Genomic DNA, 20,318 nt, shown 5'->3' with positions numbered 1-20,318 from the left:
TTCCGAACAGAGAAGTTAAGCCCACCAGAGCCGATGGTACTGCGGTAACACGTGGGAGAGTAGGTCGGTGCCAAATCTTAAAGAAAGCCTTTCAGTTTCCTGAAAGGCTTTTCTTGTTTATAGCCTTTTTATTCCTTGAGATTTATAGTCTTTTTAAATCACCGGTATTCCTGTTTAGATTCTTATTATAAACGCTAACCAGTTAACCCAGTTCAATCTGTCTTCTGATACTTTCTTCAAGGGAGATCAATGTCTCTGTTCTTTGTATGCCGGCTACCGCCTGGATCTCTTCATTCAATACATGCCTCAAATGGTTCGTGTCCCTGCATATAATCTTAGCAAACATGCTGTAAGCACCGGTAGTATAATGAAGCTCTACAACCTCCTTAATCTTGCTGAGTTGGGCTACGGCATCTTTATACTGGATTCCTTTTTCAAGGTAGATGCCAAGAAATGCGCAAATATCATAGCCTGCCTTTTGCGGATCGATAATCAGGTGCGAACCTTTAATAATGCCCATTTCCTGTAGTTTCTTCATCCGGACGTGTATTGTACCTCCTGAAACGATCAAATCTTTAGCAATTTCTGTATAAGGTTTCGTTGCATCCTGCATTAATTGCTTTAAAATGTCAATATCGAGGTTATCAATTTCTAAATTTTGGCTTTCTTTTTTCAGCATGATTTCAATTAATTCTAATGATGCTCTAATATAATTACAATAATCATAATAATAAAATTATATCATTAATATATTTGCAATGTATGGGAAGTCTTGTTACATTTGTATCAAGCAAATAAGAAAAAAGGATTTTTTATTGTTTGTTTACACTCTGTAGGGTGGCGAAACTGGCAGACGCACCTCCTTGTCTCGGTGGTGGAGAAAATGGGAAACCTGTAAAGGCTAACCACTCCTTGAAGGTTCGACTCCTTCTCCTACAGCTAAAGAATGACGTTCTTTATTTAATGTTGGGTGGTGAAATTGGCAGACACACCTTCTTGTCTCGGTGGTGGGGATCATGGGATAAACACAGTTTATGGGTTGACCACAAATTAATTTTTTGAACTGAGGCTAACTTCCCCTTGAAGGTTCGACTCCTTCCCCAACAGCCAGTTTTTTTATTTAATAAGTTAGTTAATTAGGCAACCTGGAGGCGGGTTGCCTTTTTTAGTAAAAGAGAGTTTTTAGTAAAAGCCAGGGTACCATTATTGAATAGTGGCCGTGGCTTAATTGTATTAATTTGCCGCTTTCATTCCATATTTTTCACTGAATTTTTTATCCAGCTGTTTGTGCAGGTTATCCAGGTTAATGTCCCTTCCCTGTATAAATGCTTTCTCCACATGGTTGGTCAGCATGTCCAGTGCATCTCCGGTTGAGATAAATAAAGTGGCATCTTTTCCTGCTTCCAGGCTTCCGGTAGTTTTATCTATACCTAAAACCTTTGCGGTATTCAGGGTGATGGTTGACAGGGCCTTCTCTTTATCCAACCCCCAGGCGGCTATTGTTCCTGCCATGAATGGTAAATTCCTTTGCTGCCAGTAACCCTCAATACTAACTGCAACATTGATTCCTGCATTTGCAAGGACTGCCGCATTCTTGTATGGCATATTTACGTCGTCATCAGTGGAATTTGGAAGTGTATGAGGTTCTCTTACCACCACAGAGATTCCATTTTCTTTCAGGAAATCCGTAACCAGGGAAGCTTCGTTTCCTCCAACAATAACCGGCCTGATATTGAATTTCTTTGCAAAGTTTACCGAGGCCACGATATCTTTCTGCGTGTCTGCCGAAATAAACAATTGCTGTTTTCCATCAAACAGATGTTTCATTGCCGCAAAACGTGTGTTGGTTACTGTAGGCTTACTGATGGCTGCGTATCCCTTTGCTTCTGAGAAGAACTGTTCCAGTTCATTAATCGCATTTAGTCTGCGTTCTGCCAGCAGCTCGGGCGGAAGTATCTGCTGACGCCTGCCGCCGCCCCCTCCCGATTGTGGTATCACCGGCCAGGTCATGTGCATGGCATCGTCCGTTTTGATTGCCGCATCTTCCCAATTCCAGGCATCCAGCTGTACTACAGAAGAACTGCCCGATATTGTTCCTCCCTCTGGTGTGATCTCGGCCATTAAAACGCCATTACTCCTCAATGTGGGCGGAACTTTTGAATCTGTATTGTAGGCAACAAGTGAACGGATATGTGGATTGAAGTTCCCGATCTCAGTGAAATCCAGTGTGGCTCTTACTGATGCGAATTCTGCCAGTCCCAGATAGGTAACCGGCGCAATGAAGCCAGGATAGACATGCTTGCCGTCCGCTTTGATCACAAGGACGTCATCCTGCGGGGCCTGGCCGTTTGCAGTTACGGAAAGGATCTTTCCCCCGCTGAAAACGACGGTTCCATTCGCTATTACTGTGCCATTGCCTACGTGTACTGTTGCTCCTGTGATGGCTATTGTTTTTGTTTGTCTTGCCGCAGGGATGATATTTGCCTGTGCAAAACAGGTCGTTGTGCCCGCCACACTGAGTAGCAGGGTAAATAAATACTTATTCATGTGCTTTTGCTCCTTCCATTTGGTTTAATTCTGCTGAATAGTCTTCCAGTGACTCGCAATTGTAGATACGCGGCGTATCAGCTGAAGGGCGCTGTGTTTTGGCTCCTTTACTTTTACTTTCTACCATCTTCTGTATAATCCTTGCTTTTTCTGCTTGTTGCTGTGCCCGTATCTGTGCGTCCCTATCGATGTCCCAGTAAGGAATTCCATCTACAAAGGTTTTTTCCACCCTGGCATAGATGGATAGGGGGTTGGCCGACCAGAGTACAACGTCGGCATCTTTACCAGCTTTGAGACTGCCCACACGCTGGTCAATATGCATCATTTTGGCGGGGTTAAGCGTAACAAACTTCAATGCTTCTTCTTCTGGTAGGTTACCATAGAGTACTGCCTTACCTGCCTCCTGGTTTAGGTGGCGGGCCATTTCTGCATCATCAGAATTGAAAGCGGTGGTGATCCCTATGTTGTGCATGATCTTGCCGTTGTAGGGAATCGCTTCGGCAACTTCGATCTTATATGCCCACCAGTCGGAGAAAGTCGAGCCTGCAATTCCGTGTTCCTTCATTTTGTCGGCCACCTTATAACCCTCCAGGATATGCGTGAAGGTGTTGATCCTGAAGCCCATGCTGTCTGCAGCATGGATGAGCATATTGATCTCAGACTGTACGTAAGAATGGCAGGTAATGAAACGCTTGTTGTCCAGTATTTCTACTATAGCATCCAGTTCCAGGTCTCTCCGTACTGTGTTTCCCTTGGTGGCCAAACCGGCTTTGTATTCTTTTGCACGGGTGAACTCATCGATATAGGTTTGTTCTACTCCCATTCGTGTAACCGGAAAGCGGAGGCCGGAACCGAAATTACTTTGTTTTACATTCTCGCCCAGGGCAAACTTGATAAAACCGTCATTGCCACCGAACTTCAGTTCTTCAGGTGTTTTGCCCCATCGTAATTTGATCAGCTGTGACTGGCCGCCAATAGGATTTGCAGAGCCATGAAGCAGGTGGGAGGTGGTTACGCCACCCGCAAGCTGGCGGTAGATATTCACATCTTCAGAGTTGACCACATCGGCAACACGTACTTCGGCCGAAGAGGATTGCGAACCTTCGTTCACTCCGCCGGTGATGGCAATATGTGAATGTTCATCTATAATCCCGGGGGTGATGTGTTTGCCGGTGGCATCAATTACCCACGCATTGCCTGCAGAGAGCCTTTTTCCAACGGCTTTGATCTTGCCATTTTCAAGCAGTACGTCTGCATTGAGTAAAATGCCTTCTTTTTCATTGGTCCATACTGTTGCATTTTTCAGCAGCACTGTTTCCTGTTTGGGAATGGTTTCATTTCCGAAGGCAACAAAAGGATAGATGAGTTTCCCTACGGGCGATACCGGTTTAAGGATGTCTTTTTTTGGAGGTTCTGTATTTGCCGCGCTGAACTGTGCAGACCATTTACCGGCCGTTCCTGATGCAAGGACAGATTCGCCGCGGAGCATCACGGGGTTTTCTGAGCTGAGGTATCCGCTCAGTCTTACCTCCCCTGAGGGTGTGTTTTTCAGGTTGAAGGTTATCCCTACCCAGTCGCCATTACGTATGAGGCTTGCTGTGATCCTGGTGGTATCTGCTCCCGGGCGCCGGATCACTGCGGTAGTTCCGTTGATCTTAAGACTTAAAGCGCCAATGCTGTCAACCGTCAGGTTATAGATTCCGGTAAGGTCGTTCACATTCATTTTGTTCAGCACAAAACGTTTTCCCTGGATCCAGTTCTCAAAGATCACGTTATTAGTTTTGAAGAGATTGTCTGAGGTGATCAGGAAATTGGCCAGTTTGCCTTTTTCAAGTGTCCCTGCCTGAGCAGTGATGCCAATCATAGCAGCGGGAATTTCAGTCATGGAAAGCAGGGCTTGTTTCTCTGTCAGTCCGTTTTCAATGGCAGTGCGGATGTTAATCCAGAAGTCCTTCATACTTTCCATTCCGTATGAGGTCAGGGAAAACCTGATCCCCGCTTTTTCGAGGGCCGCAGGATTGGCAGGTGCCATTTCCCAGCCTTTCATTTGTGCCATTGTAATGTTCCTTGCTTCAGCAGGATCTTCAACGTCGTAAGCCTTAACAAAATTTACAGGGATGATAAGGCTTGCGCCTGTAGCTTTGACAGCATCGATGCGCTGGTATTCATCACCTGTTGATTTAATGATATACTGCTTTCCGAATTCTTTGGCAATTTTATCCGCGCGGAGCACGTTCTGCCAGCCTTCCGCTTCAAATATCTGCGGCAGGCCCTGTTGCTTGTTAAATTCTTCGAGGGAGATGTTGTACTCTTCCTTTTGCTTGCCGTACCATTGTGCATCGTAATAGGTCTGTCTGAGCAGGGCGATGGAGCCCATCAGTGAGGTAGGGTAGTCGTTTTGTGAACTGCCCTTGTTAAAGGAGTAATTGGCGGCAGCCTGGTCTTTAAGGATGATCTTGTTCTCTCTCTCTCATCACTGAGGCTTACAGCAGCTGAAGTACCGCGCGCAATACCATCGTGGTTCAGGGTATTTACGCTTCCGAATCCAGCCTTGCGCAGTTCATCTGCTTTTTTGGCGTCGATCGTAAAGACAGTGCGCACCTCGGTTTCGGGGCGGATAGCCTCATTCCAGTTATAGGATCCTTTTTTTGTAGATACAAAAATGGATTGCCTGCTGCCAAAGCCACCAGCGGTGGCACCGGCAGGTTCGGGAACTCCGTAAGTAGTAAATGGATCAATGAGTGAAGGGTAGATAAATTTACCCTTGAGGTCTGTCACCACGTATCCGGCGGGGATAGTTATTCCGGCGCCTAAGGACTGGATGGTCTGACCCTTTACCAGCAATGTACCATTGCTGATCGTTTGGTTAGCATTCACTACAATTGTAGCATTGGTAAAAGCAAATAGTCCCGGTCTGGTATCATATGATCCGTTTACGGGGTAGGTTTGCTGACCAAACAAAAATGTAGCTGAAAAAACTAACGCAAGTGTAAATAGCGTTTTCATCATGAATTGTAAATATTTAGTTAATGATTTAAATTTATAAAAAATATTCGTTCAGATTTTTGTCTATCAATCTTATTACCTGAATTTATCGCGGTCTGTAATTACAGGCATTCTTTATAATGATTATAAATTTCATTAAATAAGTATCGGTTCACATAACAGCAAGTAATTTGTTATTTTTGAAGAAAAAACTACTATGGGTATTTATGAGATCTTGAAGAGTGCACACTCCGGATGGCGTTATCTGGTAATTATTTTATTACTGGTAGCATTTATCAATGCGTTGATGGGCTATCTCGGCAGAAAGCCTTACACAGAAGGTAACCGTAAATTAAACGTATTTGCCCTGATCAGTGCACATATTCAACTGGTTTTAGGCCTGCTGTTGTATTTTATGCACGACTGGTACAAGGGCGATATGTCAATTGCTATACAGCGTTACTGGAAAATGGAGCACATCACCATGATGCTGGTTGCGATTGTCCTGATCACGGTAGGCAATGCAAGATCCAAGAAAGTGGATAGCGCTTTGATGAAACATCGCACCATATTTGTATTTTTCGGCCTGGCGCTGTTACTGATCACTGTGGCAATTTTCGGTATGATCAAAGCCGATCCGAGCCGCCATTTATTTGCGATGTAAATAAAATCACGATTTAATTTTGGTTTATTAGTTTTATTTCTATTTTTGCTACGCATGATTTACAATATACATACCTGGCAATGGCGCGGTTATTCTGAAAAGAGTATCGTCGTAGCCCTGTGTACCTTATAGTTTATCAACCTAAACCAAACCACACATACTAACCCGACGTACACACGTCGGGTTTTTTTCGTTTAACAGCATATGGAAAGAGTTAAGATTAGCACCATTTTTAAGAAGAGACTTGCAGATACCATCACTCCGGTAAGTATTTATCTGCGTTTAAGAGATGTTTTCCCGAATACACTTTTACTGGAAAGTTCGGATTACCACAGCCGTGAGAACTCCGTGAGTTACGTGTGTGCAGACCCCGTGGCGGGGATAATGCTGCAAGACGGGAAATTATCTTCTTATTATCCCGGGGGTGAAAAAGAGGTGAAGGATACGTTTGTCCTTACCGACGAGATTGATGCGTTTAAAGCCAGGTTTGATATTGAGCCGGTTGAAGAAAAGCGGTATATCTCGACGGGCTTATTTGGTTATTTTACATGGAACACGGTACAGCACTTTGAGGATATTAAACTGGCAGCAACAGCACCTGCGAATGAGGAGATCCCCGTCATGCAGTACCATGTTTACCGCTATATTATCGCGGTAGACCACTTTAAAAATGAAGTGACCCTCTTCAGGAACAATTTTAACGGGGAGGAGAACGGTGGCCTGGAAAAAATTGAATACCTGATCCAGAACAAGAATTTTCCTGAATATAGTTTTAATACGGTTGGCGAAGAACACTCCAACCTTACAAACGAGGGGTTCATGGAGATCGTGGAAAAGATGAAGAAACATATTCTCCGCGGAGATGTATTTCAGATCGTCCCATCACGCGCCTATAACCAGGGGTTTTCAGGGGATGAGTTTAACGTTTACCGTTGCCTGCGCTCTATCAATCCGTCACCTTACCTGTTTTACTTCGATTACGGCAGCTTCAAACTTTTCGGCTCATCGCCGGAGGCACAGATCACGATAAAAAATGGAGTAGCCAATATCTTTCCCATTGCAGGTACGTTTAAACGCACAGGAAATGACGAGGAAGATGCGGAGATCGCAAGACAACTGGAGCAGGACCCGAAGGAGAGTGCGGAACATGTGATGCTGGTAGACCTGGCGAGAAATGACCTTAGCAGACATTGTACCAATGTTGAAGTTAAATCGTTCAAAGAAGTACAATATTATTCACATTTAATCCATCTGGTATCAAAGGTGAGCGGCAAGCTCCAAAAAGGTGTTTCAGCATTTAAAATTGTTGCAGATACCTATCCTGCAGGTACTTTAAGCGGGGCGCCAAAATATAAAGCAATGCAGCTGATTGATGAGTATGAAGGACTGGGCAGAAATTTCTATGCCGGAGCTATTGGCTACATGGGTTTTGGGGACGAGTTTAACCACGCCATTATGATCAGGACCTTTATGAGTAAAAATAACCAGCTTCATTACAGGGCAGGGGCCGGAATTGTGGCCGACTCAATCGCGGTAAATGAAATGAACGAAGTAAACAATAAGATCGCTGCCTTACGTAAGGCTGTAGAGATGGCAAAAGAAATTAATGTTATTTAAGAGATAAGGCTCCATCTAACAATTAAACAATCAAATAAGAAAGATGAAAAAGATATTGGTTATCGACAATTACGATTCATTCACCTACAATTTAGTACATCTGATCAATGAGCTTGGCGGTGAAGTAGAGGTATGGAGAAATGATAAATTTGCTATTGAGGATGTGAAACAGTTCGATAAGATCTTATTGTCTCCGGGACCAGGTATTCCTGAAGAAGCCGGCTTATTGCTGGAAGTGATCCGTACCTATGCTCCCCATAAAAGTATCCTGGGTATTTGCCTCGGACAGCAGGCCATTGCAGAAGCATTTGGAGGTTCCCTGCTGAACCTTGGGAAACCCATGCATGGCATAGCTACACCGGTGAGCGTAGTAGATGCTGAGGAGATCCTGTTTAAAGACTGCCCTGTTACGATCAATGTTGGCCGTTACCACTCATGGGTAGTAAACCAGGATGACCTGCCTTCATGCCTTCAGGTTACTGCTACAGACGCCAGTACCGAGATCATGGCGCTGAAACACAAAACCTACGATGTACGCGGTGTACAGTTCCATCCTGAGAGTGTGCTGACCGAGTATGGTAAACAGATGATTAAAAATTGGTTGGAAATTTAAACCCTTATTTATTAGAGATGAACATTTTAGATAAAATCGTATTACGGAAAACAGAAGAGGTTGAACAGGCGAAACAACTCGTATCTATAAAACAACTCGAAAACGGGGCTTATTTTAACCGGACACCTTATTCCCTCAGGGAATTTATGCTGGCCGAAGACCGCAATGGAATTATTGCAGAATTTAAACGGCGCTCTCCGTCAAAAGGAATTATCAACGACCACTCAGGCGTAGTGGAGGTAACAAACGGTTATGCAGCAGCAGGGGCTTCTGCAATTTCTGTACTGACAGATATAGATTTTTTCGGGGGCCATCCGGATGACCTGCTGCAGGCCAGGGCAGCCAATACCGTTCCGCTGTTGCGGAAAGATTTCATGATCGATGAATACCAGATCCTGGAAGCAAAAGGTTTGGGGGCTGATATTATTTTACTGATCGCTGCCATCCTGACACCCCAGCAGATCGGCAATTTAGGCAAACTGGCAAAAAGTTTGGGATTAAATGTACTGCTGGAAGTCCATAACCTGGAAGAGCTGCAGCGCAGTATGAATGCGAATGTGGATGCAATAGGGATCAATAACCGGAACCTTGCAGATTTTTCTGTTAACGTTCAGACCTCATTTGATCTGATAAAGGAGATTCCTGATGAATTTCTGAAAGTTTCGGAAAGTGCGATCAGCGATCCGAAGATCATTAACCAATTGAAACACGCCGGATTTGATGGATTTCTGATTGGTGAAAACTTTATGAAGACTTCCAATCCTGGTGCCGCAATGCGGAGTTTTACTGAGGAGATGATCTCGGTATAACTTTTGTATCTTTGTACTTTACATGGGAAAAGAGAAAACTTATGATACCGCGGTTAAACAGGAACGGGCTATCCTTGTAGGCGTGGTAAGACCGGGAGAAAAACCGGAAGAGACGAAAGAATACCTTGATGAACTGGCCTTTCTGGTAGATACTGCGGGAGGCCTTGTGGAGCATACATTTACACAAAAAATGCTGAAGCCCGATCGTGGTACCTTTGTGGGCACAGGAAAACTGGATGAAATAAAAGCCTACGTTAAATCGGAAGAAATAGACATGGTTGTGTTTGATGACGAACTGTCACCCTCACAACTGCGGAATATAGAGCGTGAACTGGAAGTGAAAATCCTGGACAGGAGTAACCTGATCCTGGATATTTTTGCGGGAAGGGCACAGACTGCACAGGCTAAAACGCAGGTAGAACTTGCACAACTGCAATACCTGCTGCCACGCCTTACCCGTTTGTGGACTCACCTGGAGCGCCAGAAGGGTGGTATTGGTATGCGTGGTCCGGGTGAAACGCAGATTGAGAGTGACAGGCGGATGATCCTTGAAAAGATCTCCCTGCTCAAAGGGCGCTTGAAGCTGATAGACAAGCAAAATGAAACACAGCGGAAGAACAGGGCCGCACTGATCAGAGTAGCGCTTGTTGGTTATACCAACGTAGGAAAATCTACGATCATGAATATGATCTCCAAGTCTGAAGTATTTGCGGAGAATAAATTGTTTGCAACGCTGGATACGACGGTAAGAAAAGTGGTAATTGAAAACCTTCCGTTCTTGCTGTCCGATACTGTAGGGTTTATCCGCAAGCTGCCCCATCACTTGGTAGAATGTTTTAAATCCACGCTTGATGAAGTAAGAGAGGCCGATATCCTGATACATGTGGTTGATGTTTCTCATACCAGTTTTGAGGATCAGATCAATGTGGTGAATGAAACCCTTAAAGATTTAGGCGCAAGAGATAAAGATACCATCATGGTTTTTAATAAGATTGATGCTTATATAAGTCCGGAGGCCGAAGAGCTGAATGAAGGGGAAAAGGCAACCTTAACACTTGATGAATTTAAAAAAAGCTGGATGGCACAGCACAATGCGCCGGCATTATTTATTTCAGCGCTGCATAAGGAAAACCTGGAAGAGTTCAAACAGCTTTTATATGATAAGATAGTAGCTTTACACGTAGAGCGTTATCCTTATGACAAATTATTATACTAAATACTAACATCGAAAATCATGGAAAGTAAACGTCAACAGAAATTTGCTGGTGTACTGCAAGAGGAATTAGCGACAATATTTCAGAGAGAAGGAGCAGAGTACTTACCGAATACACTGGTTACAATTACAAAAGTCCGTGTATCTCCGGATTTGGCTGTAGCAAAAGTATATTTAAGTTTCTTAAGCACAAACAATACAAGTTTATCCATCGCTACCGTGAATTCTCATGCCAGCGAGATCAGGTATAAACTGGGTACGCGTATCCGTCATCAGGCAAGAGTAGTACCTTCGCTTACTTTCTTCCTGGATGATACCAATACCTATGTAGAGCATATGGATAAGATCTTTGATAAGATCTCCAGGGAGCGTAAAGAACAGGGCGACGAGGAAGAGACTGAAGGATAAATTTCGGCAATGCCGGTAATGGAAGGCTGAAAGCATACCTGTTGAGGAAATGCGATTAGCAAAGGCAGAATGGTGTGTTTAACCTGATAATTTCGTAAATTGGAAAGATGAACAAGATCCTTACACTATTCCTTCTTTTCCTGGGCTGCTGTGTAAAGGCGCAGCAGCCTGTCCTTACAGGGGGAATGGACAGCTTTATCCGTCAGAATATCATTTATCCGGCATATTCTTATCAGAATTGTGTACAGGGGGTTGTTCGCATTAGCTTTAAACTCAATAAACAGGGAGCAGTATATTCATCCAAAGTAAGCAACGGGCCGGGGATAGACCTGGACCAGGAAGCGCTGAGACTCATCCGTATGAGCAGCGGTAAATGGAAAGTACCCGCAGATTATGATACCACTTATGTCCTTGTGGCACCGGTTAATTTCAGGTTATCCAGTGAAGACTATAACCGGGTGACCCAGCAGGATATGAATAAAGCCATTGCGGTCTACAAAGCAAATGAAGGTTTAACAGATGCCATTACAAATTTCTATCGCAACAAGGCCCAGGGTAAATATAACGAAGGGGAAGAGAAAAAAGTGATTGCTTTAAAAACGGAACTGGGTTATGACGACGATTATCTGAATAAAAAGATCCAGGAAGGGCAAAAAAAGCTGAAACAAAAAGACAGGCAGGGAGCCTGTGAAGATTTTCTTTTTGTAAAGTATATGGGCTCCACACTGGCGGACGATCTTTTAGAAAAGTATTGTAAATAAATTGCGTGTCTGCGCTATGTCCCGATCGCCGAAGAGCTGTCTTTCCATACACTGTTTATTTCATTATTGTTTATGACATCCGGTCTGACGATAACAGAAATGGCTGCCGGCAATAAGCGGGCGTCAATCTGGTTAACTTTTCCCATATATTCTCCGTCAATCTGAAAATGTGCTTTGTGACGCGCTTTGATCCTTAGCTTTTTGGTATGAAAAAGTTCAATCTTCTCCGGATTGAAAGGAAGACGGGTAAAGCGGATCTTGAGTATTTCAAGAAATGAATATTTTTTTACCAGGATCACCTCAAACAGATCATCATCCAGCTTGCCTTCAGGGTTGATCTTTACGCCGGTGCCGTACATCGTCGCATTTGCAATCACCACCATTGCTGCTTCTGAAGAGATCGTCTCTTCGCCCATAGTCATTTCTACTTCCATCTTATGATGGCTCCAAAGGGCTTTCCAGGTTGCCTTTGCATAACCCAGCATTCCGCGCTGCGCCAGGTCATCGAACTTTTTGACGATATAAGCATTGAATCCGATGTCTGACAGATGGATACAGAACTCGCCATTTACATCTACGGCGTGGATCTCCTTAGGTTTGCCGGTTATTGTTAGTTCCAGGGCTTCCTGAATTATCGTCGGGATACCCAATTCCTTAGCCATACCGTTCGCCGAGCCTGCGGGAATGATGCCTATGGGAATCTTTGTTCCCTGGAGGCACTCGGCAACGAGCTTTAGTGTCCCGTCCCCGCCAACAGCAACTACGCGGTCGGGATCCGCCTCGCTGATCGCGGCTTTGATCTGGTCCAGGTTACAGTCTTTCTGTAATTCATAGATCCCGAAAGTATGGGGGCCGGAACTGAAGAAATCTGTAATCACTGCATTGAAATCCGTATCATCACTCCCCGATCCCGGATTCACTATAAAGAGTAATTTTATTTCTTTTTCTTCAGCTGTCATTCCTGTCGTTTAATACCAAACAACTTCTTCTATGCTCTGTTTCAATTATAATGAATAATTCTTTCAGCGTTCAAATATATCGGGGTTACGGGCATACCAATAACCTGGTGGTTTATGGGCATGCCTTTAAATACCGGGCTAAGAGCACACAGAATTTTAGTGATAACCTGTTTGTAAACATCCGCTACCTGTTCCGGTTATTCCTGCTCAAACCTTATCCATGGGCCAAAGTGAACCTGATCTTTAATGACCAGGTGATCAGCCAGATTACGGAATATGATGGTTTTTTTAAGTTTGAATGGAAGGCGGTACAAAACATCAGCGCAGGCTGGCATCAGGTAAAGGTGGAGCTGACCGATGATGTGGGTAATGTACTGGCTGTAAATACGGGAGATGTATATGTACCCCATATTACGCAGTATGCATTTATCTCTGATATTGATGATACCGTCATGGTTTCCCATTCTGCAACCATCGGGAGGCGCTTAAGAGAGTTATTCATTAAGAACCCGCGTACACGGAAAACTTTCCCGGATGTGGCCAGGCACTATAACTTTTTATCTCTCTCTCATACTGATGCCGAGCATCCTAATCCCTTTTTCTACGTGTCCAGCAGTGAGTGGAACCTGTATGATTATTTAATGGAGACCTTCAGCTATAATAAACTGCCCGAGGGGGCATTCCTGCTGAACCAGATCAAGCGCTGGAAGAACCTGATCAAAACCGGTAAAACTGGTCATGAGGGTAAGCTGATCCGGGTGATGCGTATCCTTGATGTTTTTCCCAATCAGAAGTTTGTTTTTTTTGGCGACAACTCCCAGCAGGACCCAGATATCTATTCGGCCATTGCCATTAAATACCCAAAAAACATAGAAGCGATTTATATCAGGAACATCAGGCCTGAACGGGCGGCGCATACGCAGCAGGTACTGGCGCAGGCGGAGCAGCAGCAAATCCATACCTGTCTGTTTTCTGACAGCCAGGAGGCCATTGACCATTCTGTACGGATTGGATTGATCAATCAGCCTAAATAAAGTCTAAGGTATTGAAGCGCTTATTGAGCACCTGCCCGTTATTCACGTCCAGCCATTTGTCCAGTATCGTGCCATATACTTCACGGAAGTCCACCTGGTATTTCAGGTCCCCGTTTTCCAGATCGCCCAGGTTCGGGGCGGCATTATAGATACCCTGTTTCTTGAGTTTTCCACCAAACAGGAACATGTTGTTGGCGGTACCATGGTCTGTGCCGTTACTGGCATTTTGCGCTACGCGTCTGCCAAATTCGGAAAAGGTGATCACGAGTGTATCTTCGAGCTTATTGTTCTGGTGGAGGTCTTTTACAAAGGCATTCATCCCTTCGGCGTACTGCTGTAACAGCCTTCCCTGCTGGGCATTTTGATTTACATGAGTATCAAATCCACTCAGTGATACATAATAAACCCTTGTTTTGAGTCCGGAGCAGATAAACTTAGACACTGTTTTCAGCTGATTGGAAAATGCTGTTGTAGGATAGGTGTAATTGGGCTGGTATATTTTTGAGGTATTCTGAATGTAATTTGCAGAAGAGGAGGTTTCGATCATTGTTTTGTAGAGGTAACCGAGGTTATCTTCATCGAGGTGTTCTTTGTTGCCATTGATCATTTCCCTGAAAAAAGATTCATTGGTATTCCTGAAGAGGGCTGCAGGATCTTTCAATGCGATCCCTTTTTTACTGCTGCCTTTCATGGCCAGCGAGAGGCTGTCATCTACTTCAATGGCGGTATAGGGCGAATTGCAGGCGGCACAGTTTGAGTCGAGATAGCGGCCTATCCAGCCCGTAGAGAGGTATTGGTTAGCATCACTTGCGGTCTGCCAGATGTCCATCGAACGGAAATGGGAGCGGTCAGGGTTGGGATATCCCACATCGTTAATGATTGACATCCATCCCTGGTCGTACAATTCCCTCAGGCAATTGAGATTAGGGTTTAGCCCCTGCATGTCGTCCAGTTTGATTACATCGTCTGCTTTGATCGCAATGTTTTTTCGCATTTGGTAATAGATGTCGTTTCCAAAAGGCACAACTGTATTGAGGCCGTCATTGCCACCTGAAAGCTGTACGACTACCAGGTTTTTGTACAGGCTCAGTTCATCAAGCGCCAGTGCTTCGAATGGTTTCATGAAAGCAGGGACGAACACTGTGCCTGCTGCCGCAAAGGCTGCATTTCTTAAAAAATCTCTTCTTTTCATCGGTAGAAAATTATTTTTATTGTGAGTTGTATACCCGTGGTAACAGTCTCTTTGTGTTTAAGCATTAGGAGGGCGTCAGTTTAACACAATTGATATTCCGGCATGCTCGTTACTGCAATTGCCGTGTTTTTTAAATTCACGTTATGGTTCACCAGATCGCTGATCCTGGTGTCCAAAGCAGGCTGCAAAAGGAAAGAAGCCAGTTCGGCCTGTTTCATGTCTTTTGGCAGATCTGCTAAAAACCTGTCCCAGTTTGCTTTTGCATTGATGTAAGATTTGACGGGTCTTGGCCTGGGTTTCCTGTTGAGCGCGATCACGGCTTCATCCTCAGGGTCGGCCTTGCCATTAAAATCCAGTATACCGTCATTTAAGACCAGCGAGGGAATTTTCATGCGCAGCATTAAAGAGGAGCTGTCTATCCAGTTCCTGCCTCCGGGCCAGCCGGCAACATTTGGCGGATTGAACAGGTATTGTCCTAAACTGGTTTGCAGCTGGATCAGGATCTGCGGTTTGTTATAGATGACGTAAAATTTCCTGCTCATATTGACCAGGAGTTCTACGGGCGACTTGATCTTGTTGGCTGTATTTTCCTTTGCATAAAACCAGTCTGCAGTGAATAATTTATTCATTACGGCAGAAATATCATACTTCTGCTCGTAAAAATACGCTGCAAGCCCTTTCACATGACTTTCATCCGGCGTATCATTCACAAAGAAGATATACAGCTTGCGGCAGATGAAGGTGGCCGTTTCCGGTTTTGCCAGGATCAGGTCTATGATGGCCTCTCCGTCAAACAGGCCGGTTTGTCCGAAAAAGGTTTTTTCTTTTTCATCATGAACCTTCTGATTGAACTCAAACTCACCGTTTTTATTATAGGCCCAGCCTGTAAATGACCGTGCAGCTTCTTTAATGTCTGTTTCCGTATAATTGCCACGGCCAAGGGTAAAGAGCTCCATCAGTTCCCGGGCAAAGTTTTCATTGGGGCGGCCCTTCCTGTTTTGCTGGTTATTCAGATAATCAAGCATGGCGGGCGATTTGGAAACCTCAAGCAGCAGAGTTTTAAAGCCGCCTAGTGCATTTTTTCTTTGAATGTTATTCAGTTCCTGTGCGTAGTAGGGGTGGTTGGCTCGGCAGGCGAAATGCCCATGCCAGAAGAGCGTCATCTTCTCCCGCAGCGGATTCTCTGTGGCTATCATCTGTTGTAACCAGTCGATATTGAGGTCGCGGCTCTTTTCATTGCGCGCTTTGGTAATGTCTTCCCGCTGTTGTTTTTCTTGCGGTGTTTGTTCTTTCTTTGCGCCCAGGCTGGCCAGTAAAGCCTGTTGTGCAATAAACTCATCCTTATTTACAGTATTGAGGTCTGTTATAGGTTTTTCAGGATTGAGCAGGGCATCGGTTACTTTACTGAGCCTTTTCTTGCTGAACTGCTGCAGTTCAGGATAGGAAATTCCAAAGCCTGCCCTGTTGTAAAGATGTTTTATATTGATAAAATTGTCTTTCCTGTCCATAATAATTGTCATTTGCACTGTTACTATGACTCTTGTTAGTAGTATAGGTTTAAATCAATTACTTTTGTTTATGATATTCCGGCTGACTGATGAACTGATTTTTCCCGATCCTTCCCTGGCTGAGCCTGATGGCCTGCTTGCAATTGGAGGTGACCTTAGCGCGGAAAGACTGGTGTTGTCTTATCAGAATGGGATATTTCCATGGTTCAGCGAGGGTGATCCGATCTGCTGGTATGCACCCCATGAACGCTGTGTGATCTTCCCTGAACATGTTCAAGTTAGCAAAAGTATGCGAAAGATCCTTGCTGACGGAATTTTCACCGTAACGATGGACCAGGCCTTTACCGATGTGATTGCGAATTGTGCACAGGCACCGAGGAAAGGGCAGGACGGTACATGGATCACTACGGCCATGCAGGACGCCTATATCAACCTTCATGAAAAAGGCTGGGCGCACAGTGTAGAGGTATGGCATAAGGGAACCCTGGCCGGGGGATTATATGGCCTGGAAATCAATGGCGTGTTTTGCGGGGAGAGCATGTTCAGCCTGATGAGCAATGCTTCTAAAACTGCATTGATATGGCTTTGCCGTAATCCTGCGTACAGGCTGATCGACTGTCAGCTGCCCAATGATCACCTGATGAGCCTGGGTGCGGAGATGATCCCGCAGGAAGACTACCTTTCCATTCTGGCGGGTTGAGTAACAAGGCAGTTCCGGCAGGAACAGTCCTTTTTTCTAGTTCAGGATCTCTCTGATATCCTCTTTGCTCAGGGATTTGAAGAAGCTCTCTTCGGTAGTGATCAGTGAACTTGCCAGTCGTTTTTTGCGGTTTTGCAGTGCCAGGATCTTTTCCTCTACGGTGTCTTTGGCGATGAACTTATAGATAAATACCTTCTTCTCCTGCCCGATACGGTGCGACCGGTCGATAGCCTGCTGTTCTACCGCAGGGTTCCACCATGGATCGAGGATGAACACATAATCTGCCTGCGTCAGGTTTAAACCCACGCCACCGGCTTTAATGGAGATCAGGAAAACCTTCAGCTCTGTATTTTCCTGGAACTCGGCTACGATCTCCCCGCGGTTCTTGGTAGACCCGTCCAGGTAGGAGAAAGGGATCTCCTCGCTTTCGAGGTGGCTTTTAAAGATCTGCAGGTGTTTAACGAATTGTGAAAATATCAGTACTTTATGTCCGCCTTTCAGTACGTTGTCCAGGGTATGGATCACGTTCTCAAATTTACCGGAGTCAGAGGTGTAATTCTCGTCGATCATTTTCGGGTGGTTTGCGAGCTGGCGCAAAGCAGTTAAGCCCTGTAGCAGCTGCACCTGTTTTTTTGCGTAGGTACCGTCATCCATACTGCTCAGCAGGTCGTTCCGGTAGGCAGATTTGGTTTTCTCATAACAGGCCGCCTGGTCTTCGCTCATATCGCAATAGAAGATCTGTTCGGTTTTCGCCGGAAGCTCTTCAGCTACCTGCTCTTTGGTCCTTCTCAGTACAAAAGGCTTAATGATTGCCTGTAATTTTCTGGCTTTGTCCTCATCCTTTCTTTTTTCAATAGCCTGTACATATTCTTCATTGAAGAAAGCCTGTGTGCCCAGTAAGCCGGGGTTCAGGAAGGTAAGTTGTGTCCATAGGTCGGCCACAGAGTTCTCTACAGGTGTACCGCTGAGCACCAGCTTATGCCTCGATTTGAGTAAACGGACGGCTTTAAAGGATTTCGAAGACGGGTTTTTGATATTCTGGCTCTCATCCAGGATAATGTAATTGAAATAAAAATCCTGGATTTCATTCACATCCACCCTGGTAATGCCATAGGTGGTGATGACAATATCATATTTAATGAACTGGCTTACATCTTTATTCCTGTTGCTGCCGGTATGTGCCAGGATCTTCAGTTTCGGCGTGAATTTTTTTGCTTCGTTCAGCCAGTTATAGATCAGTGAAGTAGGCATGATGATCAGCGAGGTGCTGTGGGTATCATTGGATTCATCTTCTTCCTTGAGCTTCTGAAGCATGGCGAGTGTCTGGATGGTCTTACCCAAGCCCATGTCATCGGCCAGGCAGCCTCCAAAATTGTACTCACGTAAGAAACTGAACCAGTTATAGCCTGCTTTCTGATAACTTCTGAGCTCGCCTTTAAAATGAACTGGCATCTGGGTATCAGCGATGTTCTCGAAATCATTCAGCTTCTGTAGTTTACGCTGTAGGGTAACGTTGGCAATACCGTCGCCAGCCAGATCGTTGATGAGCCCGATGTGGTGTTTTTTTAGTTTCAGTGCCTTTCCGCCATCTGAAAGGCTGAAGAGGCTTCCGTACTGGGAGAACCATTTTTCAGGAATAATGGCGATAGTGCCATCCGGTAAAGAGAACTCTCTTTTTTTATGAAGGATATGCTGCTTTAGAGAAATGAAAGGGACGGGATGGATCCCGAAATAAACGATGGCATTGATGTCAAACCAGTCGTTATCTTCTTTGATCTCAAAGTCTATCTTGCTGGATGCAAACAGGAATTTCTTGTTTCCGGTAGACTGCTCGATCTGGTAACCTTTTTCTTTAAGCTGCTCAATATGTTCATTCACCCAGTTAAGCAAACCATAAGATTGATGGTCTCCCTCGTTTACGGTATTGAGTTCAAGATTATAAAAAAGAGGACTTACTTTTTTCAGTCCCATTTTGATCAGCTCATTGTATTTCTGTTTTTCCCAGGTGGTATCCCGTTTGACCCTGGTAAAGAGGTAGTTGTTGTTTTCCTTAGTTACATGAACGGTAATTTTTTTCTCATTGCCCAGTGCGAAGATATGGCCTCCGTAATTAAAGTATAGCTGTAATTGTGAGATCCCACCTTCCACATAGATCACTTTGATGATGACAGATGGGGTATGCTGCTCGGTTTTGATCTCAAACCCTTCGGCGTATACATGATATTTCTCGATTAAGGGGGCAACAAATTTGTCGAAATAGGTTTCCTCTTTTGCTGTAGGAATAGATATATAACGTTTATTCAAAAAAGGAACCAGCTTTTTGCCTTCTATATCCTGTTCAAAAAAGTAGAGAATGTCATTCAGTAACAACCATGCCGGCTGGTTGCTGACGATCTGTGCCTCTTTAAACATAAAATCAATGCGCAGTCCCTCGTATTTGATTGTGGGAAAATAGCGGGTTTCTTCTTCGTTTCTCCTGAAATGGAACAGGATGGTAGCGGGTTCTGAGGCCAGCTCAATTTTACGTTCTGCGGGCCAACCGTCTTTATCCATCAGGTAGAGATCGTCCTTGTCCTTCAGAATTTCGAGAACCTCTGCCAGTTTTTTCTCAATCTTAGGGCGTACGGACTCATAGAAGCGGTCGTCATAAAACTTACTGAAAAACTCAAAAGGCCTGATCGCTTTCTTATGAAACTTTTTGATCACGTGGTCCTGTTCTGTTTCGTCGAGGATTTTGATGATTTTCAGGTCTGACTCGGAGAGATGTTTGGTGAATTCCTTCGCAGTATGACTAAATAGCCGCTGATAAGTCAGGGAAAAATCGCCCTGTGGATTGAGTTGAACAATATGTGGTTCAATCAAATAACCCAGGTATTCATGTTTGCACAGTGAATAAACGATTTTGCAGGGTTTAGAGCTATCTACGCGTAACATGAGCTAATTAATTAAAAAAGGAAGGAGTTTAAGCTTATTAAATCTCTAAACATACGTCAAATTTGAATTGCTGTCAAATAGAAAGGAAATAAAGATGATTTTTTAGTTCCTGTTTGTCGAAAATGAAGGGGAGTTGGTCGGATTTTATGGCCTTGTGGTATAATACAGCAGATATTTTGCAACGTTCCATAGGAGTTTGCGTCTTAATTGTAAACTATTTAAAAACAACGGTTTATAAAGAACCTAAAAACTTAAAAATATGAAAACGTTAAAAACATTACTCATACTTTAGCAGAGTAATACCAAAGATGAATTGATGAGTACCGAACACAAACATGCAGCACGTTTATATGTATGCAAAGCAAGATTGTACC

Annotated in this window: 17 protein-coding genes, 2 tRNA genes and 1 rRNA gene; 12 read left to right on the top strand and 8 right to left on the bottom strand. The window is 44.3% G+C overall.

What is annotated here, in order from left to right; translation table 11 throughout:
- Nucleotides 1-76 (top strand): 5S ribosomal RNA (gene rrf, locus BLW16_RS24170); the annotation flags it as partial.
- 126 nt (nt 77-202) lie between these two features.
- Here rrf and BLW16_RS22400 read toward each other — a convergent pair.
- Nucleotides 203-679: an Lrp/AsnC ligand binding domain-containing protein gene (locus tag BLW16_RS22400; protein ID WP_090560120.1), complete on the bottom strand. Its 477-nt coding sequence runs from the start codon at nt 677-679 to the stop codon at nt 203-205.
- A gap of 152 nt (nt 680-831) precedes the next feature.
- Between BLW16_RS22400 and BLW16_RS23390 the strand changes: the two genes are divergently transcribed.
- Together BLW16_RS23390 and BLW16_RS23385 are read left to right on the top strand one after the other, a co-directional pair.
- Nucleotides 832-939: transfer RNA gene (locus tag BLW16_RS23390), tRNA-Asp, on the top strand.
- Between the two features lie 25 nt (nt 940-964).
- A tRNA-Asp gene (locus BLW16_RS23385) sits at nt 965-1,110 on the top strand.
- Nucleotides 1,111-1,233: 123 nt separating this feature from the next.
- Here the strand turns inward: BLW16_RS23385 and BLW16_RS22390 are convergent.
- The 3 genes from BLW16_RS22390 to BLW16_RS23810 are packed head-to-tail and all read right to left on the bottom strand — an operon-like array spanning nt 1,234 to nt 5,556.
- Nucleotides 1,234-2,547 (bottom strand): amidohydrolase family protein, encoded by a 1,314-nt coding sequence (locus tag BLW16_RS22390; RefSeq protein WP_090560118.1) that lies wholly within the window; start codon nt 2,545-2,547, stop codon nt 1,234-1,236.
- Nucleotides 2,540-4,924: an amidohydrolase family protein gene (locus BLW16_RS22385; protein ID WP_245735424.1), complete on the bottom strand. Its 2,385-nt coding sequence runs from the start codon at nt 4,922-4,924 to the stop codon at nt 2,540-2,542. The genes BLW16_RS22390 and BLW16_RS22385 overlap by 8 nt, the downstream gene beginning before the upstream one ends.
- Complete coding sequence (locus tag BLW16_RS23810) at nt 4,924-5,556, bottom strand: amidohydrolase family protein (protein ID WP_245735423.1); 633 nt, start codon at nt 5,554-5,556, stop codon at nt 4,924-4,926. Before BLW16_RS23810 ends, BLW16_RS22385 begins: the two co-directional genes overlap by 1 nt.
- A 211-nt stretch (nt 5,557-5,767) precedes the next feature.
- Here BLW16_RS23810 and BLW16_RS22380 point away from each other — a divergent pair, with 211 nt between their 5' ends.
- From BLW16_RS22380 to BLW16_RS22350, 7 genes are all read left to right on the top strand, one after another.
- A complete protein-coding gene (locus BLW16_RS22380; RefSeq protein WP_317039987.1) occupies nt 5,768-6,196 on the top strand; it encodes a cytochrome B in 429 nt (142 codons plus the stop codon).
- Between the two features lie 204 nt (nt 6,197-6,400).
- The gene (locus BLW16_RS22375) at nt 6,401-7,813 is read left to right on the top strand and encodes an anthranilate synthase component I family protein (protein WP_090560117.1); all 1,413 of its coding nucleotides are present in this window, start codon (nt 6,401-6,403) and stop codon (nt 7,811-7,813) included.
- 43 nt (nt 7,814-7,856) lie between these two features.
- On the top strand, nt 7,857-8,426 hold the full coding sequence (locus BLW16_RS22370) for an anthranilate synthase component II (protein ID WP_090560116.1): 570 nt from the start codon (nt 7,857-7,859) through the stop codon (nt 8,424-8,426).
- Nucleotides 8,427-8,443: 17 nt separating this feature from the next.
- Nucleotides 8,444-9,235 (top strand): indole-3-glycerol phosphate synthase TrpC, encoded by a 792-nt coding sequence (trpC, locus tag BLW16_RS22365; protein WP_090560115.1) that lies wholly within the window; start codon nt 8,444-8,446, stop codon nt 9,233-9,235.
- Nucleotides 9,236-9,257: 22 nt separating this feature from the next.
- Nucleotides 9,258-10,451: a GTPase HflX gene (gene hflX, locus BLW16_RS22360; RefSeq protein WP_090560114.1), complete on the top strand. Its 1,194-nt coding sequence runs from the start codon at nt 9,258-9,260 to the stop codon at nt 10,449-10,451.
- 18 nt (nt 10,452-10,469) lie between these two features.
- Nucleotides 10,470-10,856: a 30S ribosome-binding factor RbfA gene (rbfA, locus tag BLW16_RS22355; protein ID WP_090560113.1), complete on the top strand. Its 387-nt coding sequence runs from the start codon at nt 10,470-10,472 to the stop codon at nt 10,854-10,856.
- Nucleotides 10,857-10,963: 107 nt separating this feature from the next.
- On the top strand, nt 10,964-11,617 hold the full coding sequence (locus BLW16_RS22350; RefSeq protein WP_090560112.1) for a TonB family protein: 654 nt from the start codon (nt 10,964-10,966) through the stop codon (nt 11,615-11,617).
- A 14-nt stretch (nt 11,618-11,631) separates the two neighbouring features.
- Here BLW16_RS22350 and BLW16_RS22345 read toward each other — a convergent pair whose 3' ends face one another.
- The gene (locus tag BLW16_RS22345; RefSeq protein ID WP_090560111.1) at nt 11,632-12,576 is read right to left on the bottom strand and encodes a diacylglycerol/lipid kinase family protein; all 945 of its coding nucleotides are present in this window, start codon (nt 12,574-12,576) and stop codon (nt 11,632-11,634) included.
- Nucleotides 12,577-12,626: 50 nt separating this feature from the next.
- On the opposite strand from BLW16_RS22345, the gene BLW16_RS22340 reads away from it, so the two are divergent.
- On the top strand, nt 12,627-13,610 hold the full coding sequence (locus BLW16_RS22340) for an App1 family protein (RefSeq protein ID WP_090560110.1): 984 nt from the start codon (nt 12,627-12,629) through the stop codon (nt 13,608-13,610).
- On the opposite strand, the gene BLW16_RS22335 is transcribed toward BLW16_RS22340, so the two are convergent.
- Entirely contained in the window at nt 13,603-14,802 is a 1,200-nt protein-coding gene (locus BLW16_RS22335) for a DUF1501 domain-containing protein (RefSeq protein WP_090560109.1), read from the bottom strand. The two genes, BLW16_RS22340 and BLW16_RS22335, sit on opposite strands and share 8 nt — an antisense overlap.
- Before the next feature lie 80 nt (nt 14,803-14,882).
- Nucleotides 14,883-16,310: a DUF1800 domain-containing protein gene (locus BLW16_RS22330; protein WP_245735422.1), complete on the bottom strand. Its 1,428-nt coding sequence runs from the start codon at nt 16,308-16,310 to the stop codon at nt 14,883-14,885.
- A gap of 70 nt (nt 16,311-16,380) precedes the next feature.
- Between BLW16_RS22330 and aat the strand changes: the two genes are divergently transcribed.
- Nucleotides 16,381-17,010 carry a leucyl/phenylalanyl-tRNA--protein transferase gene (gene aat / locus BLW16_RS22325; protein WP_090560108.1) on the top strand — a complete coding sequence of 210 codons (630 nt, stop codon included), beginning with the start codon at nt 16,381-16,383 and terminating at the stop codon, nt 17,008-17,010.
- A gap of 36 nt (nt 17,011-17,046) precedes the next feature.
- Here aat and BLW16_RS22320 read toward each other — a convergent pair whose 3' ends face one another.
- Nucleotides 17,047-19,944 (bottom strand): DEAD/DEAH box helicase, encoded by a 2,898-nt coding sequence (locus BLW16_RS22320; protein WP_090560107.1) that lies wholly within the window; start codon nt 19,942-19,944, stop codon nt 17,047-17,049.
- Nucleotides 19,945-20,318: the final 374 nt, after the last annotated feature.

Origin of the sequence: Pedobacter hartonius (assembly GCF_900107535.1) — a bacterium.
Taxonomy (GTDB): domain Bacteria; phylum Bacteroidota; class Bacteroidia; order Sphingobacteriales; family Sphingobacteriaceae; genus Pedobacter; species Pedobacter hartonius.
Note: the sequence above shows the minus strand (reverse complement) of the source record. Positions and strands in the feature narration are given on the sequence as shown.

Coding starts and splice junctions, on each gene's coding strand:
- BLW16_RS23810 (WP_245735423.1), bottom strand. CDS start 5,556: ATGATGAAAACGCTATTTACACTTGCGTTAGTTTTTTCAGCTACATTT.
- BLW16_RS22400 (WP_090560120.1), bottom strand. CDS start 679: ATGCTGAAAAAAGAAAGCCAAAATTTAGAAATTGATAACCTCGATATT.
- BLW16_RS22345 (WP_090560111.1), bottom strand. CDS start 12,576: ATGACAGCTGAAGAAAAAGAAATAAAATTACTCTTTATAGTGAATCCG.
- BLW16_RS22320 (WP_090560107.1), bottom strand. CDS start 19,944: ATGTTACGCGTAGATAGCTCTAAACCCTGCAAAATCGTTTATTCACTG.
- BLW16_RS22335 (WP_090560109.1), bottom strand. CDS start 14,802: ATGAAAAGAAGAGATTTTTTAAGAAATGCAGCCTTTGCGGCAGCAGGC.
- BLW16_RS22340 (WP_090560110.1), top strand. CDS start 12,627: ATGAATAATTCTTTCAGCGTTCAAATATATCGGGGTTACGGGCATACC.
- hflX (WP_090560114.1), top strand. CDS start 9,258: ATGGGAAAAGAGAAAACTTATGATACCGCGGTTAAACAGGAACGGGCT.
- rbfA (WP_090560113.1), top strand. CDS start 10,470: ATGGAAAGTAAACGTCAACAGAAATTTGCTGGTGTACTGCAAGAGGAA.
- trpC (WP_090560115.1), top strand. CDS start 8,444: ATGAACATTTTAGATAAAATCGTATTACGGAAAACAGAAGAGGTTGAA.
- BLW16_RS22350 (WP_090560112.1), top strand. CDS start 10,964: ATGAACAAGATCCTTACACTATTCCTTCTTTTCCTGGGCTGCTGTGTA.
- aat (WP_090560108.1), top strand. CDS start 16,381: ATGATATTCCGGCTGACTGATGAACTGATTTTTCCCGATCCTTCCCTG.
- BLW16_RS22370 (WP_090560116.1), top strand. CDS start 7,857: ATGAAAAAGATATTGGTTATCGACAATTACGATTCATTCACCTACAAT.
- BLW16_RS22390 (WP_090560118.1), bottom strand. CDS start 2,547: ATGAATAAGTATTTATTTACCCTGCTACTCAGTGTGGCGGGCACAACG.
- BLW16_RS22385 (WP_245735424.1), bottom strand. CDS start 4,924: ATGGGCTCCATCGCCCTGCTCAGACAGACCTATTACGATGCACAATGG.
- BLW16_RS22375 (WP_090560117.1), top strand. CDS start 6,401: ATGGAAAGAGTTAAGATTAGCACCATTTTTAAGAAGAGACTTGCAGAT.
- BLW16_RS22330 (WP_245735422.1), bottom strand. CDS start 16,310: ATGGACAGGAAAGACAATTTTATCAATATAAAACATCTTTACAACAGG.